At 51.5% G+C, this 17,969-nt stretch carries 13 protein-coding genes; 1 reads left to right on the top strand and 12 read right to left on the bottom strand.

The window, feature by feature from the left end; all coding sequences use genetic code 11:
• Positions 1-26: 26 nt before the first annotated feature.
• From carB to skT53_RS14780, 5 genes are all read right to left on the bottom strand, one after another.
• Complete coding sequence (gene carB / locus skT53_RS14800) at positions 27-3,284, bottom strand: carbamoyl-phosphate synthase (glutamine-hydrolyzing) large subunit (RefSeq protein ID WP_226375237.1); 3,258 nt, start codon at positions 3,282-3,284, stop codon at positions 27-29.
• Positions 3,265-4,368 (bottom strand): carbamoyl phosphate synthase small subunit, encoded by a 1,104-nt coding sequence (locus tag skT53_RS14795; RefSeq protein WP_226375236.1) that lies wholly within the window; start codon positions 4,366-4,368, stop codon positions 3,265-3,267. Before skT53_RS14795 ends, carB begins: the two co-directional genes overlap by 20 nt.
• Positions 4,369-4,750: 382 nt before the next feature.
• Complete coding sequence (locus skT53_RS14790; protein ID WP_200761004.1) at positions 4,751-6,193, bottom strand: MDR family MFS transporter; 1,443 nt, start codon at positions 6,191-6,193, stop codon at positions 4,751-4,753.
• 316 nt (positions 6,194-6,509) lie between these two features.
• Positions 6,510-7,634, bottom strand: a complete 1,125-nt coding sequence (locus skT53_RS14785; protein ID WP_200758396.1) for a zinc-dependent alcohol dehydrogenase family protein — start codon at positions 7,632-7,634, stop codon at positions 6,510-6,512.
• 146 nt (positions 7,635-7,780) lie between these two features.
• Positions 7,781-7,933 (bottom strand): hypothetical protein, encoded by a 153-nt coding sequence (locus skT53_RS14780; RefSeq protein ID WP_200758394.1) that lies wholly within the window; start codon positions 7,931-7,933, stop codon positions 7,781-7,783.
• A 224-nt stretch (positions 7,934-8,157) separates the two neighbouring features.
• Here skT53_RS14780 and skT53_RS14775 point away from each other — a divergent pair, with 224 nt between their 5' ends.
• Complete coding sequence (locus skT53_RS14775) at positions 8,158-8,673, top strand: N-acetyltransferase (RefSeq protein ID WP_200758392.1); 516 nt, start codon at positions 8,158-8,160, stop codon at positions 8,671-8,673.
• A 151-nt stretch (positions 8,674-8,824) separates the two neighbouring features.
• Here skT53_RS14775 and skT53_RS14770 read toward each other — a convergent pair whose 3' ends face one another.
• The 7 genes from skT53_RS14770 to tkt all read right to left on the bottom strand — a co-directional run bounded on the left by skT53_RS14770 (position 8,825) and on the right by tkt (position 17,732).
• Entirely contained in the window at positions 8,825-10,531 is a 1,707-nt protein-coding gene (locus tag skT53_RS14770) for a thiamine pyrophosphate-binding protein (RefSeq protein WP_200758390.1), read from the bottom strand.
• Between the two features lie 68 nt (positions 10,532-10,599).
• Positions 10,600-11,778 carry an aspartate aminotransferase family protein gene (locus skT53_RS14765; protein WP_200758388.1) on the bottom strand — a complete coding sequence of 393 codons (1,179 nt, stop codon included), beginning with the start codon at positions 11,776-11,778 and terminating at the stop codon, positions 10,600-10,602.
• Positions 11,771-12,631: an acetylglutamate kinase gene (gene argB, locus skT53_RS14760; protein ID WP_200758386.1), complete on the bottom strand. Its 861-nt coding sequence runs from the start codon at positions 12,629-12,631 to the stop codon at positions 11,771-11,773. Before argB ends, skT53_RS14765 begins: the two co-directional genes overlap by 8 nt.
• A gap of 92 nt (positions 12,632-12,723) precedes the next feature.
• Positions 12,724-13,950, bottom strand: coding sequence for a bifunctional glutamate N-acetyltransferase/amino-acid acetyltransferase ArgJ (gene argJ, locus skT53_RS14755; RefSeq protein WP_200758384.1), 1,227 nt, complete (start codon positions 13,948-13,950; stop codon positions 12,724-12,726).
• 15 nt (positions 13,951-13,965) lie between these two features.
• Positions 13,966-15,003 (bottom strand): N-acetyl-gamma-glutamyl-phosphate reductase, encoded by a 1,038-nt coding sequence (argC, locus tag skT53_RS14750; protein ID WP_226375235.1) that lies wholly within the window; start codon positions 15,001-15,003, stop codon positions 13,966-13,968.
• A gap of 139 nt (positions 15,004-15,142) precedes the next feature.
• Entirely contained in the window at positions 15,143-15,604 is a 462-nt protein-coding gene (locus skT53_RS14745; RefSeq protein WP_200758382.1) for a cupredoxin domain-containing protein, read from the bottom strand.
• Between the two features lie 130 nt (positions 15,605-15,734).
• Positions 15,735-17,732, bottom strand: coding sequence for a transketolase (gene tkt, locus skT53_RS14740; protein ID WP_200758380.1), 1,998 nt, complete (start codon positions 17,730-17,732; stop codon positions 15,735-15,737).
• Positions 17,733-17,969 lie beyond the last annotated feature (237 nt).

Raw genomic sequence — 17,969 nt, 5'->3', positions numbered from 1 at the left:
CCGTAAAAGTCAAGTTTCCTTTCCCGTTAAACAACCTGTTGTACCGGTGACAGCGGCCTTGGCTGCGGCTGTGTTTGATGTTCCACCGCCTGCAGCAGCGCTTGTGCCGTATCGAGCGATGTCAGACAGGGTATGCGCGTTTCCACGCTGAACCGTCTCAGCCAGAACCCCAGCCGCTCGGGATTCTGTCCGCGCGTCGGGATGTTCAACACCAGCCGGATTTTGCCCGACTTAAGCAGCTGCTCGATTTCGTCCTGTTGTTTCTCCACCCGCTGGATGTTCTGCACGCCGTTTTGCGCCAGCGATTGAGCTGTCTGCGGCGTTGCATACAATGTATACCCCAGTTCAGCAAACCGCTTGAGCAGCGGAACGGCTGCCTGCTTTTCCCGTTCGGTGATGGCACAAAACAAACCGCCCGGCTGCAATCCGATTCCCACACCCGCAAACGCGTTCGTCACAGCCTGGATATAACCGTCCCCGATTCCGAGCACTTCGCCGGTCGATTTCATTTCCGGTCCAAGATGAATATCGAATCCGGTGATTTTTCCGAACGAAAATACGGGTGCTTTGACTACTACATAGGGCTGGTTTTGGGCGAGACCGGTTCCGTATCCGCTGTTCACCAGCCGTTCCCCCAGCGATAACCGCACAGACAGCTCAATCAGCGGAATGCCGGTCACTTTCGAAATAATCGGCACCGTACGCGACGCACGAGGGTTCACTTCCAGCACATACACATGGCCTTCGTAGATCACAAACTGAATATTGACAAGTCCGACCACCGGCAAGTGAAGGGCGATTTTTTGCGTATAGTCCACAATCGTCTGAATTTCTTCAGCCGACAACGTTTGCGGCGGATAAACCGCCATCGAATCGCCGGAATGAACACCCGCCCGCTCAATATGTTCAAAAATGCCGGGAATCAGCGCGTTCTCCCCGTCACAGACCGCGTCAACTTCCACCTCTTTGCCAGCCAGGTACTGGTCGATCAAAATCGGGTGTTCCGGATTGACATCGACCGCTGCCCGCATATAATCCCGCAGTTCCGTTTCATTGTGAACCACCGCCATGGCTCGACCGCCAATTACGTAGGACGGACGAACGATCACCGGATACCCGAGCGCGGTTGCCACTTTTACGGCGCCTTCCACGTCATGCGCGGTGCCCCCGTCGCTTTGCGGAATGTTTTGTTCCAGCAAGAAGCGTCGGAACGCATCCCGGTCTTCCGCCCGGTCAATCGCTTGCAATGAGGTGCCGGCGATCTGTACACCGGTTCCGGCCAGCGCCTGTTCCAGTTTTACAGCCAGGTTGATCGCCGTTTGTCCGCCGTACTGGACAAACACACGTTCCACACCCTCTTTTTCAATCACATTCAATACATCTTCCAGTGTCAGCGGTTCAAAATACAGACGATCCGCCGTATCAAAATCGGTCGATACCGTTTCCGGATTGTTGTTGATAATAACCGTCTCGTATCCCAGCCGTTTCAACGCCCACACAGCATGCACCGAACAATAGTCGAACTCGATGCCCTGCCCGATCCGGATCGGTCCCGAGCCGACCACCAGCGCCTTTTTCCGAGTGGAGGGGACCACTTCGTCCTGGCTGCGATAGGTCGAATAATAATACGGGGTCGCCGATTCAAATTCGGCCGCACATGTATCCACCAACAGATAGGAAGGTACAATTCCTTGCGCCAAACGTTGCGCCCGAATTTGGTTGCCCGTCACCCCCGTCAGGCGTGCGATCCGGTCATCGGAGAAACCGAGTTTCTTCGCCTGCAGCAGGAGGTCTCGCGGCAAGGAGACAGACTGTTGCTCTCGCCCGGTCGCCTCCAGTTGTTGTTCAAACCGTATCAGTTTCGCTAACTTGCTGACAAAAAACGGATCGATGCCTGTCAGCTCACAGATCTGCTGCGGAGCCCAACCGCGCCGCAACGCTTCCGCCAAAGCAAACAGCCGGCGGTCATCCGGTTCCTTGGCCAGAATCCGCTCGACTTCCACATCCGTCAACTGATCGACGCCTTTTAACGCAAGTCCGTCCAGACCGATTTCAAGCGAACGGAGCGCTTTTTGCAGTGCCGCTTCAAACGAACGTTCAAGCGCCATCACTTCGCCGGTCGCTTTCATTTGTGTACCTAGCGTCCGGTCGGCGGTCGGAAACTTGTCAAACGGCCAGCGCGGGATTTTCACCACCACATAATCGAGCGCCGGTTCAAAGGAAGCGTATGTTTTGCCGGTGACCGGGTTCAAAATTTCATCCAGCCGTTTGCCGACCGCGATTTTCGCCGCCATTTTGGCAATCGGATAACCGGTCGCTTTGGATGCCAGCGCAGACGAACGGGAAACGCGCGGATTCACTTCAATCACGCAGTATTCGCGGCTGGTCGGATGCAGCGCAAACTGCACGTTGCAGCCGCCTTCGATTTTCAGGGCCCGAATGATGTCTACCGCCGCCGTACGCAGCATCTGATATTCCTGATCGGTCAACGTCTGGGACGGGGCCACGACGATGCTGTCACCCGTATGTACGCCCACCGGATCGATGTTTTCCATATTACAGATGGTAATGCAGGTATCTGCCGCATCACGCATCACTTCATACTCGATTTCTTTCCATCCTTTGATGCTTCGTTCCACCAGAATCTGGCTGATCGGGCTCTGCTTCAGCCCGCGTGTCGCGATCGATTTGAATTCCTCGATTGTCTCCGCGATGCCGCCACCCGTTCCGCCCAGTGTATACGCAGGACGGATAATCACCGGCAGACCGATTTTTTCGACAAAATCTAACCCTTCCTGCAGCGATTCAACCACTTTGGACTCCGGAATCGGCTGTTTGATCGAATACATTAAATCCTTAAAAAGCTGGCGATCTTCCGCCTGTTTGATCGATTCCAACTGAGTGCCGAGCAGTTTGACTCCGAATTGGTCCAGCACGCCCGCTTCATGCAGATCGACTGCCAGGTTCAAACCGGTCTGACCGCCGAGCGTCGCCAGCAACCCATGCGGCCGCTCTTTTTCAATAATACGTGCCAACGAAGCGACGTTTAGCGGTTCAATATAGACAACATCCGCCACATCCAAATCGGTCATGATCGTGGCCGGGTTGGAGTTCACCAGTACGACACGATATCCTTCTTCCCGCAACGCCTTGCAAGCTTGCGTTCCGGCATAATCAAACTCCGCCGCTTGGCCGATCACAATCGGCCCGGATCCAATTACAAGAATCGTATCTGAAGGCTGTATATTTGACACCTTTGCTGTGTTATTTGCCGACGAGTGCAAGATAATGCTCCCCCTGTTCCGCCATAAGCTGCATGAATTTCATAAACAGTTCTTCCGAATCGCGCGGTCCCGGACAGGCTTCCGGATGGAACTGCACGGAAAAAGCAGGCAGGCCTTTTACACGTACCCCTTCAATCGAACCGTCGTTCACATGAATATGGGTCACTTCCAACGCGTCCGGGAAGTTCTCATCAAGCACCGCATATCCATGGTTTTGCGAAGTAATCCAAATCTGCCCGGTAGTCAAATCTTTCACAGGATGGTTGGATCCCCGATGACCGAACAGCATTTTCCCCGTGCTGGCGCCAAACGCAAGCGACAACAACTGATGTCCCAAACAGATCCCCATCAGCGGGTACGTTTCCGCCAGTTTGCGGATGGTCGGCAAAATATCCGTACACTCGGTCGGATCGCCAGGCCCGTTTGACAACACAATGCCATCCGGCTGCAATTCCTGGATTTTGTTAAACGAGGTGCGGGCCGGTACCACCGTCACCTTGCATCCCAGATCTACAACCGACTGAATAATATTTGTTTTCGCTCCAAAATCCATCACAACCACATGGTAACGCCCTGCGATAGATGCCTGGTACATTTCAGGCGTGGTTGCTTTCTGCACATGCCCCTGCAAAGGCAGCGAAAAATCAAACTGTTTCGCATCCGGCACTTCCGCTGTTTCCGCCGGCACAATCCAGCCTTTCAATGATCCTTTATCGCGAATCAGCCGAACAATCGCTCTTGTATCGACTTCCGTCAAACCGACAATTCCATTTTCCTGCAAGTAGTCGAAAAGCGTCCGATCGCTCTGCCAATGGCTCGGCTCGTCACACGATTCTGCCGTAACAAACCCTGACAACCACGGCTTACGCGATTCAAAATCGTCGGAATTGATTCCATAATTTCCGATCAATGGATATGTCATGACCACAATCTGTTCCGTATAGGAAGGGTCCGTCAAAATTTCCTGATATCCCGTCATACCGGTATGAAACACAACTTCTCCATATCCTCGGACCGGGCGGCCAATGATTTTTCCTTCAAAAATATGCCCGCTCTCAAGGATCAAATAGCCCTTTTCCTGCATCCCGGTTCCCCCTCCCATGATGTCAACTTTTTTCTACATTGTATATAAATGCAGCTCCTCGAATTATTATACGTAGCAATGCATAATTTTGCAATGTTTTTTTCACCTTGACGCATGAACCTTTCCTGAACACCCTGCATATAGTGCAATTACCTTAAAACACCGCTCCAACCCATACGGAGGTGCATAGACAGGGGGACGGAGCGTTGATATAGATGGTCCCTTTCAAGGGCATTTCATCTTAAGGCCGCGCGGGCCTTTTTTGTTTTTAATGCATTTTCTGTTTTTGGGCGTTTGTATTTTTTGCGCGAAAAAAAGATGCCCTGTTTGCAAGGCATCCCGGTTGCATGACTGGCTTTTCGATTCGTTTTCTTATCAGCGGTTACGCTTCCTGACGCTCGTTTTTTGGCAAGAATAGAATCAGGAGGAAACTGAGCAGAGTCAAAATCATAACTCCCCAATAAACACTATGCAGCGAGACGGTTAACCCGTCTTGCAGCAATGTAAGCACTTCTGCCGGAAGCGCCTCCCGTTTGGCAGGGTCCAAGAGGGAATTTGTGACGTCCAAGTCAAGCGGCACATCCAAGTTTTTCCCCTGCGCCTGCAAATACGAATGCATCCGAATATTTAAAATCCCGGCCAACAGCGACGCGCCTACCGTACTGCCCAAAATTCGCATAAACATATTGGACGCGGTCGCCACACCCCGTGTCTGCCAATCCACGCTGCTTTGAATCGAGACGATAAATGTGGTCGTCGCCAGCCCCATCCCGACCCCAACGAAAAACGAACCGACTGCTGCCCAAACGGGGCCATACTGCGGCTGCAGCGTGACAAAAAAGGCGGACCCAATTAACAAGGCAACGCCACCAGCCAACGCAACGCTGCGAGAACCCAATCGAATCATCAACCGGCCGCCAACCGTAGAAGCCAGTGGCCAGCCGACTGACATCATACCCAATGTAAAACCGGCAATGGTCGGCGGACGCTCCATCACCCCTTGTACAAACGTCGGCAAAAACGAGGATACTCCCATCATTACGGCACCGGTTGTAAGGGAAGCCAGGTTCGATACGGCAATCAGCCTATTTTTCCAGATTCCAATCGGCATCAGCGGTTCTACCGCCCGCCGTTCCTGCCATAAGAACAGAAGCAGTCCCACGACGAACAGAAGCAGTAAAAGCAGGACTTGCGTCGATGTCCACGCCCAGGTAACACCGCCCTGTATCAGGACCACCATCAACGAACTGATCGAAATCAGCAGCAAGGCGGAGCCAAGATAGTCGATCTTATGGCTTTTTTTCTCCACCCCTTCATGCAAAAACAGATGGATTCCGGCAATTGCTGCAATTCCAATCGGAAGATTGATCCAAAACACCCAGGACCAGTTTATGTACTGTACAAAAACACCGCCCAATGTCGGTCCAATAACGGAAGAAATGCCCCATACGCTGGACAGATAGCCTTGAATCTTGGCGCGTTCCTCCATGGTATAGATATCGCCGACAATCGTCGTCGCGATCGGCTGCACCGCCCCTGCTCCCAAACCTTGCAGAAGACGGAAAACAATCAGGGCGGTCATCGATTTAGCCATTCCGCACAAAAGAGACCCAATCAGAAAAATGATCACCCCTGCCGTAAAAACCGGCTTCCTGCCAAATAGATCGGACAGCTTGCCGTAAATCGGAACCGAAATGGCCTGCATCAATAAAAACGAGGAAAATACCCAGCTAAATAAGGAAAAGCCTCCCAACTCCGCCACAATGCTCGGCATCGCGGTTGAAACAATCGTACCCTCAATGGCGGCCATAAACATGGCTAACATCACCGCGCCGAGTACCAGTCCACGTCGGGTTGCCTTCTGTTGATTTATGGCACCCTGCTGCGCTCGCTCCAATTGTGATTCCCTCCGTTCCTTTTTCCTGAATAACAGTTATTATGATACCATAATTTGCCTTGCTTCGATGTGCCTGTCAAATCGGAAGCAGACGCACAGGCACCGCATCTCGCTGACGGACGTTTTCCGCTATGCGGACGCACAGGCACCGCATTTGCGGAAAGATGCGAAAAGCCTTGGCACCAACGGCCAAGGCCCCGACAAACCCTTTTATTGGGAGCGCAACACAGATCGGTCAGATCGCTTACAGCACCATCACAATACGGGATGCTTCGCCTTTATGTAAACGGTCAAATCCTTCGTTAAGCTCTTCCAAAGAAACGGTTCCTGTCAAAATCCGGTCTACCGGCAGACGTCCCTGTTTAAAAAGTTCGATGTAGCGCGGAATATCCCGGGAAGGAACACAACTGCCGACATACGATCCTTTAATTGTTCGTTCCTCTGCCGTTAACGTCACCTGCGGAAACGAAAACTGATGGCTGGGATCAGGCAATCCGGTCGTGACAGTGGTCCCTCCCCGGCGAGTAATCTGGTAGGCAACTTGCATCGCAGGAACTGCACCCGCTGTTTCAAATGCATAATCGACACCACCGTTGGTGGCCGCACGAATTTTCTGCACCGTTTCCGGGTCACGCGAATCAAACACGTCGGTGGCACCCAACTGCTTCGCCAGTTCCAGTTTATTCGGGTTCAGATCAACCGCCACAATTCGCCGGGCACCTGCTACAACCGCTCCCAGCAAAGCGCTCAAACCAACACCGCCTAAACCGACCACTGCCACCGTGCTGCCCGCTTCTACACGAGCCGTGTTGATCACGGCTCCGACTCCCGTCATCACGGCGCAACCAAACAACGCCACCTGTTCAAACGGAACATCAGGATCTACTTTAACCAGTGAATTGCGCGCGATAACCGCATATTCGGCAAAACCGGAGACGCCTAAATGGTGATGAATCTCCTGATTTCCAGCGTGAAGTCTGCGTTCTCCGCTTAACAACGTGCCAGCCGTATTGCTTTGCGCGCCTGGTTCGCACAGCGCCGGACGTCCTTCCTGACAAGGCAGACAGTGCCCGCAGCTTGGTACGAATGAACAGACAACATGATCACCCGGTTTCAGATCGGTTACCCCTTCGCCTGTTTCTACCACAATCCCGGCTGCTTCATGTCCAAGCGCCATGGGCATCACCCGCGGTCGCGAACCGTTGATAACAGAAAGATCGGAATGGCACAGACCTGTAGCTTTGATTTGCACCAATACCTCGCCATACTTGGGAGCATCCAGTTCCAACTGTTCAATTTTTAACGGTTGGCTGATTGCATAGGGAGCTTCCAGTTTCATTTCGTGCAGCACGGCGGCTCTGATTTTCATACTTATATACCCTCCTTTACCCTCTCTTAACGATCAATATGAAGTTTTCTAATTCTACATTCTCCATCGGGTTGATATATCCTAGCGAATCGCGGATAATTTTTTAATTTCCTGCCAATCGAAAAAAGGCGACCACAAGAGCCGCCTCACCACCAGTAGCCTCCCCACCCCCATGCGAATGCAAAGAAAAAGGCAAATGCAATCAGAAACACGATGGCCCAAGCGGACCATCCAGCACCAAATCCCCAGGGAGCCCCGGCCACTCCGCCGGGTGCTCTGCCGACTCCGTACGGAACCATGCCATCCCCTCTTTTCTTTTCACGATATTACACTATAGCCGTTCATACCCTTATCATATGTCAGACTTCGTTCAAACGGCTGGACTGCCGCCTGTATACAGAGAATTGGGCTGTGTCAAAAACCTGCTCGTTTCCGAAGCGTGACAAATTTCGAGTAGACGAGACATGCTGCCGCATGTATACTTATACTTGATTTTGTATATTCATTTAGGAAGTGACGTTCTATGCAATTCCGCAAAGCCGTAATGGCGGACACAGAGGCAATCTATGAACTGATCCAGTCCCACGCGGATCAAGGACTCCTGCTGCCACGGCCGCGTATTTCACTATACGAAAACCTGCAATCTTTAACAGTCGTGGAAGAGGAAGGGCGTATCGTTGGTGTTGGCGGATTGCATATTCTATGGCAAGACTTGTCTGAAATCCGTTCGCTGGCAATTGCGCACGACAAAAAAGGGATGGGCCTTGGCCGCGAGCTGGTCTCCATCCTGGTAAAAGAATCGCAGCAGTTAGGAATCCCGCGCATATTGTCGTTGACTTATCAGGTAGAATTCTTCCAAAAGTGCGGCTTCCAAATCGTACAAAAAGAAACCCTTCCGCAAAAAGTATGGAAGGATTGTGTAAACTGCAGCAAATTTTTAACCTGTGACGAAATCGCGATGCTTCTGACCGTGCCGGTTACTCGTCCGTTACCGGTCAAACCGGATGAAACAACTCCAATTCCTTTGAAAGTTCTATAAAGCAGCCATAAAGAAAACTTGGCTTTCGTTAAGCCTTTGGCGCAGACGGAAGCCTAGTTGAACTTATACTATCGCACGCTTTAAATTACACTTTCCGATAGTGAAACGAAAGCCCTGGCAAAGCAGAAATGTACTTTCCCGGGGCTTTTACTTATGCTTTCGTTTCCGGGTGCATTACGGCAGAGGTTGTTATATCCACAAGGGTCGGTTTATTGCGGGAGAGCGCTTGTTGTAAAGCTGTGTCCAGTTGATTATCCCGATCGACACGAATTCCTTGCCAGCCACACGCTTCCGCCAATTTTACAAAATCGGGGTTGGTCAATTCCGTGCTGCCCGTATCTTGAAATCCACCAGCCTGCATTTTGTCCCTTTCCATTTGCAGCGAATGGTTGTTCAACACAATTACGATGATTGGCAGCTTGTAGCGGACAGTTGTCAACAACTCGGCTAACACCATTTCAATGCCGCCGTCACCGACGATACACACCACTTGTCTTTCCGGATAGACCAGTTTTGCTGCTATGGCAGCAGGCAGTCCAAAGCCCATCGTACGCCATTCACCGGAAAACAGAAACTCTTGCTTCTGGGCGCGGAAATTTCGATTGATCCAAACGGTATGGTTCCCTGTATCCAGCGCAATGATCGCATCCGGCTGTACGGCCATTTCAACTGCGCGGACAACCCGTGCCGGGTGGATAGGAGAGCCAGACTGCTTTCCTTCCTGCTCGTTTTCCTTCTGCCACCTCTGCTTGACCGATTTCCACCTGGAAATCCAATCGTCATTTTCCTTGTAACTGGATAAACTTTCTGCCAACAACGGAACCACCGTTTGTGACTGAGCCACAATGCCCACTTCTACAGGGATTCCCTTGGCGATATTGACTGGATCATTGTCGATCTGGATAATCCGCGCATCTGTAGGCACATACCCTTCCGGCCACCATGTATCCCCAACAAGCAGCACAACATCTGCCTGTTTGAAAACATCTGCCGCATATGGATTGCCGCCCTGACCAATGCCGCCCAACAGATAGTCGGAACTCTCCGGCAGAATGCCTTTGGCCCCGAGGCTTAGCAATATGCCGGCCCCCCACTGCCGGGCCAATTTTTCAAGCTGGGAAGCGGCCTGTTTCGCTCCGATTCCTGCCAAAATCATCGGTTGTTTGGCAGATTCCATGATTTGCAGCGCTTGTTGCAGATCCTCCTTTTGGAATGCCGCCGCTCCCTTTATGACCGTGGCTTTCGGGCGCAGCTTTGAAGGAATCAACATCGTAAACATGTCTTTGGGGATGGAGAGATGGCTGACTGCCCCCTGTGTAAGAGAGGTTTGCATCGCTTTGACCAGGACTTCAACAACCGCGAAAGGGCTTACGAGCTGTGTGCTGTAAGCCGCAAGCGGTCTGATCAGTTCCTGCTGGTTAATATACTGTTTGTATTCGGTGCCAATCTTATCAGTCGGCGCTTGCCCGGTAATCACCAGAACAGGCGCTTTATCCAGATAGGCGTCACCCAATCCGTTCAACAGATTGCCCAACCCCGGCCCCATAGTAGCCGCACAAACGGCCAGCGCACCTGTCAACTTGGCCTCCGCAGACGCCATCATGGCTGCCGCCGACTCATGTTTCACAGCAATAAAACGAATCTCGTCCTGCTTGGCGATCGCATCCAGCAGTCCTAAAATCGCGTCACCCACAACACCGTATATTCGCTTTACTCCCCACAGCTTTAACTGATCCAGAATCAACTCGGCAACCGTTCGGTTGTTCCATGGCGTTTTCAGTTTGTTTGATGTCGGCTGCGCGGACTCAACTCCAGCACCGCTGTTTTGCAGTGTTGGGTCGGTTGAATTTATGTCCATGATCCCGTCTCCTCAATCGCGGTTTTCGGCTTCTTCCTTAACCTGTCTCGAAAGACGGGGATTTATGCTTATACCGATGCGGTCGACTCCGCCAATACCGATTCCAGTATGGATACCGCCTGATCGATATGTTCCTTTTCTACGATTAAGGCAGGCGTAAACCGCAGCGCACTGCCGCCAGCCACCGTCAACAACAGCCCTTTTTCCAGACAAGCTTTTACAATGTCGGCAGCCGGACGGTCCAGTTCCAATCCGACCAACAGGCCCAGTCCGCGAACTTCTTTTGCCATCGGATATTTTGTCACGAGCGTCTGCAATTTCTCCATCAGATAATGGCCCATTTCCTGGACATGTTGCATAATATGCTGTTCCAGCAAGGTTCCGACGGTTGCAAGCGCAGCCGTTGTGGCCAGCGGATTGCCGCCGAATGTGCTGGCATGTGTGCCAGGCACCATCACATCCGCAATCTTCTGTTTGGCCAGCACCGCCCCGATCGGCACTCCATTCGCCAATCCTTTCGCCAAAGCGACGATATCCGGCTCCACTCCGAATTGTTCATAAGCAAAAAATGTGCCGGTTCTTCCCACGCCCGTCTGCACTTCATCAAAAATCAACAGTGCTCTGTGCCGGTCACAAAGTTCCCTTACCGCCTGCAAAAATTCTGCTGTAAAAGGCCGTACTCCACCTTCTCCTTGTACCGGTTCCAGCAAAACGGCACACGTTTTGTGCGAGATCAGCGATTGCACCGAATCCAAATCACCCGATTTGGCATACAAAAAACCGGGTACCAGCGGCCCGAATCCTTCCTGGTACTTCGGTTGACAGGTAGCCGATAACGCCCCCATCGTCCGTCCGTGGAAGGAATGTTCAAATGTGATGATTTCGTATTTTTCCCGGCCATATGTCTGACTCGCGTAACGGCGGGCCATTTTGATCGCACCTTCGATCGCTTCTGCCCCCGAATTGGAAAAAAACACTTTGTCACAGCAGGATAACTCTACCAATTTGTTGGCAAGTTCGATCTGGCTGGGAATATGAAACAGATTGGAACAATGCAACAGTTGGGTCGCCTGTTCGGAAATCGCCTTTGCCACAACCGGATGTGCGTGTCCCAATGCGGTAACCGCAATCCCGGCTGTAAAATCGAGGTATTTCTTCCCCCCCGTATCATACAGCCAAACGCCTTCCCCCCGTGCCGCCTCAATCGGCCAGCGGCCGTACGTCTGCATCACATGATTCTCACTCATTCGGATTTCCCCCGATCACCATAGTTCCAATTCCTTTATCCGTAAACACTTCAAGCAGCAGCGCATGCGGCTCTTCACCATTCAAAATATGCACATGCTTGGCCCCCGCTTGCAGCGCCTGCAAACAGGCCTCCACTTTCGGCACCATACCGCCTGTGATTTGTCCTTCCTCAATCAATTGTTGAATCTGTTTCGGCGTCACCTGGTTGAGAATCTGTTTTCCATTCGCCGTATCCCTCATAATCCCTGGCACATCTGTCAACAACACCAATTTCTCGGCATGCAGCGCGCCTGCAATGGCACCTGCCGCCGAATCGGCATTTACGTTGTAGCGAACACCGTTTTCGTCGACTCCAATGGGAGCAATAACAGGCACTACGCCCGCATTCAGAAGCTGGTCGAGAAAATCATGATTGACGCTGACCACTTCCCCTACCTGCCCTAAATCCTGCCGTTTCTGTCTGACTTTCAGCAACCCGCCGTCTACACCGGTCAAGCCTACGGCTGCCGCCCCATTTTTGTAAAACGTAGCCGCAATCCGTTTGTTGATACTGCCGCCCAGCACCATTTCGACCGCATTCATCGTTTCCCCGTCTGTCACCCGCAAGCCGTCAACAAACCGCGATTCCACCTGCAGTCTTTGCAGAAAGCTGGAAATCTCTTTTCCGCCGCCATGCACGACAACGGGACGAATTCCCGCCTGTTTCAACCAGATGATGTCCAGAATCACCTGTTCAAACGGTCCCCCCATGGCAGAACCGCCGTATTTGATAACCATCGTTTTGCCGGCAAACCGCTGTATGTAGGGCAACGCCTCAATCAGCACCGACGCCTTTTCCGCCCATTCCTGCATGTTCCGTCTCCCCTCGCTTATGCCCGTTCCCAAACGTTTGAAATCACATGAGATGCCTGCTGCCTCACATGCAATTCCCGTCACCAGCCGGATCAGGTTCTGTAACTGCCATTAATCTTCACATATTCATAAGTCAGATCGCATCCGTAGGCAGTTGCCTTACCTTGACCGACATTCAGATTGATTCGAAAAACAACCGGATCTTGCTGCAGTTCTTTCGTGGCTGCTTCTTCGTCAAAATCCAGTCCCATCCCGTTTTCCGCCACTTTTACAGATCCAATCCATATCTCTACCTGGTTGGGGTCTACGAAAGCACCCGATTTTCCAACCGCCATCATTAATCGTCCCCAATTGGCATCTGCACCGAATACAGCCGTTTTGACGAGACTCGACCCGACAATCGTTTTGGCCGCCATTTCCGCATCGGATTCCGAGCGGGCGCCCGTCACTTCGGCGACAACCAGCCGAGTCGCGCCTTCCCCATCACGGGCAATCGATTTCGCCAGATAAAGCGCTACATGTTCAAACGCCTCGACAAATTGGCTCCACGCCGGATGAGAAGGGGACAATGTCTGGTTTTTCGCTTTCCCGTTGGCAAGCACAATCACCATGTCGTTCGTGCTGGTATCCCCATCGACTGTGATCCGGTTAAATGTTCGAGTTGTAACCTGCCGCAACAGTTCTTGCAAGTCGGTTTGCCCGATTTTCGCGTCTGTTGTAATAAATCCAAGCATCGTGGCCATGTTCGGGTGGATCATGCCAGACCCTTTCGCAGCACCGCCAATGGTTACCGCCTGTCCGTCAATTTCCAACTGGACAGCGATTTCCTTCTTCACCAGGTCGGTCGTCAAAATCGCTTCCGAAAAATCAGAGCCGCCTTCCAGGCTGACCATTTTGCCTGCTTCCGCAATACCGGCGGATACCCGGTCCATCGGCATTAAAACACCAATTACACCTGTCGATGCAACGGCTACATGTTCCGCTTTGATCTGCAACGCTTCTGCCGTTAATTCCTGCATCCGGCGGGCGTCCTTCATACCCTGCTCGCCTGTACAGGCGTTTGCATTGCCGGCATTGACAATGACTGCCTGCAGGAGCCCATTTTGCGAGACTGTTTCTTTTGTAACAAGCAGAGGAGCCGCCTGAACCGCGTTGGTGGTATAGACCCCGGCAGCAGCAGCCGGTACGTCCGACACGAGCAGCGCCACATCTCGTTTTTCTTTTTTTCCGTTCTTAATGCCTGCCGCTACACCGGCTGCCTTATATCCTTTAGCGGACGTGACCCCGCCATTTGCAAGAATTGAAAATGGACTGCCCATCTGTTTAGATTCCTCCTACGGATACATCGGTACAGACAACAAACCTTCCGTCTCCGGCATCCCCGTCATGATGTTAAGATTTTGCACCGCTTGACCGGAAGCACCCTTCACCAGATTGTCGATCGCCGACAAGACCGTCAGGCGCCCCGTCCGTTCGTCAAGCGACAGCCCGATATCACAGAAATTGCTGCCGGTCACTTCTTTTGTCTGCGGATAATTTCCGAACGGTCGGATCCGTACAAAAGACTTTCCTGCATAAACGTCTGTATACAAGTCCATCAAGCGGCGTTGTGTCCAGCCTTCCTTGACTTTGCCGTAACAAGTCGCCAAAATCCCTCTGGTCATCGGAACCAAATGGGGCGTAAACGTAACCGTTATCTGTTCGCCCGCCACCCGCGCCAACTGCTGTTCAATTTCCGGAGTGTGTTGGTGCTGATTCACTTTGTATGCTTTAAAATTCTCATTCACTTCGGAAAAAAGCGACCCGAGTGCAACGCCTCGTCCAGCGCCCGATACGCCAGATTTCGCATCCACTATAATCGAATCCGGTTCAATCGCTCCCGCTTTCACCAGAGGCAGTAAAGCCAGCAGCGTAGCTGTCGGATAGCAACCGGGGTTTGCAATCAAACGGGCATTTTGGATTTCATCGCAGAACCATTCGGAAAGACCATACACCGCTTGTTGCTGCACATCTGCCGGAACCGGATTTTTCCCGTACCAGGTCCGGTAGAGATCGGCAGGCAGCCGCAAATCGCCGCCTAAATCGATGACGCGAATGCCGTTTGTTAACAGCGCAGGCACAATCTCTGTCGCGTGACCGCTTGGCATCGCAAGAAACGCAATGTCCGCTTGTTCCGCTATTCGCTGCGGGTCTACCGCCTCCACCGTCTGCTGATAGATCTCCTGCAGATGCGGGTACACTTCGGTGATCTGTTTTCCTGCCGTTGAATCCCCTGTTACCATTGTCACCTCTGCCTGCGGATGGCGATGCAGCAACCTGAGCAATTCAATCCCCGTATATCCTGACGCTCCGATAATCGCGGTCCGAATCATATTTATCCTCTCCTGCTGATGGTGCTTTTTTCGATATAAAACGATATGAATGATTATACATTTATATGCATATTATTTCAATCACTATTAAAAAAATAAACCCCGGTCGCCCGAGGTTTTGTCGTTCCTTCATTTGTTACTATTTTACAACCAGTTTGGTGTGCATGTCAGCATGACCTGTTCCGCACATGGTCGAGCAGTACAGTTCATATTCACCCGGTTTATCCGGAGTCCAGGTAACCGTTTTGTCATTGCCCGCCGTTACCGCATCCACTTTAATGTTCGTATCTTTGATTGCAAACCCGTGCACGCCCTCTTTGGTTGAGAATACCAGTTTCACAGGCTGGCCAGATTTAATTTCGGTTGCAGGAACATCGAATTTATAGTTGGATGCTACGATTTTAACTTCCGCCGCGTTTGTTGCCGCGTTGTCAGACGTTTTGCCAGAAGCATTCGAAGTTTGACTGGAGCTCGCTGCAGGTGTGGACGCATTGTTAGATGTGGACGTATTATTGGATGCTGATTGCTGCTGCCCCCCACATCCAGCAAGTACGCCAACAGATACAACGGCAATTCCAAGTAATGTTGCCATTTTATTCATGTGTTTCCCTCCTAAATGGCCCGGCCACAATGACCGAGACAATGCTAGTACCTTTATTCCCATCGTATCACCGTTTACGTATGCAGTGATTGAACGTTTTATGAACGATTTGCCGGAATCATTTACCTTTTTACAGCAGTTGCCCTACCTTAGATACGACATTTTGCACCGTGAATCCATATTCGTCCATTACCTTTTCGCCTGGTGCGGATGCCCCAAAACCTGTGATACCGATCACCGTGCCTTGTTCTCCCACATATTTTTCCCAGCCCATCGGATGCCCCATTTCAATCGCCACTCGTTTCTTTACATTCGGCGGCAGAACTTCATCTTTGTAAGATTGGGGCTGTTTATCGAATAACTCCCAGCTTGGCATGCTTACGACCCGTGTCGCAATTCCTTTTTGATTCAGTTCCTGCTGTGCTTGCATCGCCAAGCTGACTTCCGAACCGCTCGCTATCAAAATAACCTGCGGATTCTCCACATCAGCCAGCACATAAGCGCCTTTCGCCAATTTTTCAGCTGCCAAGCAGTCAGTTCCCGGCAGTACAGGAAGACCTTGGCGCGACAGCACAACAGATACCGGTCCTTCGCTATCCGCCACGGCATATCGGTAGGCGGCCACCGTTTCATTTGCGTCGGCTGGACGAATCACCGTCATTCCCGGTATCACGCGCAGCGCCGCCAGATGTTCAATCGGTTGGTGAGTGGGACCGTCTTCCCCTACGGCAATGCTGTCATGCGTCAAAACATAAATGACCGGCTGTTTCATCAACGCGGACAGACGCATGGCAGGGCGCAAATAATCGGAGAACACAAAGAACGTTCCGCCAAATACTTTCACTCCGCCATGCAGCATCATTCCGTTCAGAATCGCTCCCATGGCGTGTTCCCGAACACCAAACCAGATGTTGCGGCCACCGTAACTATTGGCACTCAAATTCCCCATATCTTTCAAAGCGGTTTTATTGGAAGAAGCCAAATCGGCCGAACCTCCCAGGAAAAAGGGAACCGCTTTTGCAATCGCATTCAGCGCTTTTCCGGAGGCATCCCGTGTTGCGATTTTGCCGTCTTCCGGATTGAATTTAGGCAGAGAAGAATCCCAACCGACAGGCAGCCGATTTTCAATGGCGTCTAGAAAATCCTTTGCCAGCTCCGGAAACTCCTGCTGGTAACGTTTGAATTTGTCATTCCATGCAGCCTCTTGTTGCTTCCCTTGTTCCTGGAAGCCAGCAAACAGCTGCCGGACTTCGTCCGGAACATGGAATGGTTCATACGGCCAGTTATAAGCCTCTTTTACCAATTTCGATTCTTCCGCACCGAGCGGAGATCCGTGCACAGAAGATGTTCCCGCCCGATTCGGACTGCCAAATCCAATCGTGGTGCGGACTTCAATCAAGGTTGGACGCTCTTGCTCCTGTTTCGCTTTTTCCAAAGCCTGTGCAATTTCTTCCAGATCATTCCCATTTTCCACACGCAATACTTGCCAGCCATATGCTTCATATCGTTTCGCCACATCTTCTGTAAATGAAAAATGGGTTTCCCCGTCCAGTGATATATCGTTTGAATCGTACAGAACAATCAAGCGTCCTAACTTCAGATGGCCAGCTAATGAACAGGCTTCTGCGGAAATCCCTTCCATCAGATCCCCATCCCCGCAAATCGTGTAGGTATAATGATCGATCATCTCAAATCCGGGACGATTAAACAACGCCGCAAGGTGCCTTTCTGCCAGCGCCATTCCGACCGCCATGCTGATCCCTTGTCCGAGCGGACCTGTCGTAGCTTCCACACCGGGCGTATGACCATATTCAGGGTGACCGGGTGTACGGCTACCCCATTGCCGGAAATTTTTCAGGTCGTCGATAGTAACTTCATATCCAAACAGATGCAACAAACTATATAACAGCATGGAACCATGTCCGGCTGAGAGAACAAAGCGATCTCGGTCGAACCATTTTGGATTAACCGGATTGTGCCTCAAAAAGCGACTCCACAATACATATGCCATTGGCGCGGCCCCCATCGGCATGCCAGGATGGCCGGAATTGGCCTTTTCCACTCCATCAATAGAAAGGGTTCGTATCGTGTTAACAGCTACTTGATCCAAATTATTTTGCAAACTCATGTTTTTCCATTTCTCCTTCATGTTGTAATTCTTTTCCCCTATAGATTGGTGGGGTAACGGCTCACCAAGGGATCGCATACATCTCCGTTCGCCGGGGACACATGGGACACCCGTTTTCTCGTGGCTGGGGTCAGACTATGTAAATGGCTTGCGGTAAGCTTCTAAGATAATGAAATACCACGGATTTAGAAGATGGCACTAATCTCAAATTACAGTTCAACTGGCAATATGGCAGTT

This window comes from Effusibacillus dendaii (genome assembly GCF_015097055.1).
Classification (GTDB): domain Bacteria; phylum Bacillota; class Bacilli; order Tumebacillales; family Effusibacillaceae; genus Effusibacillus; species Effusibacillus dendaii.
The sequence above is the reverse complement of the archived record's forward strand: the minus strand, read 5'-3'. Positions and strand labels throughout refer to the sequence as shown.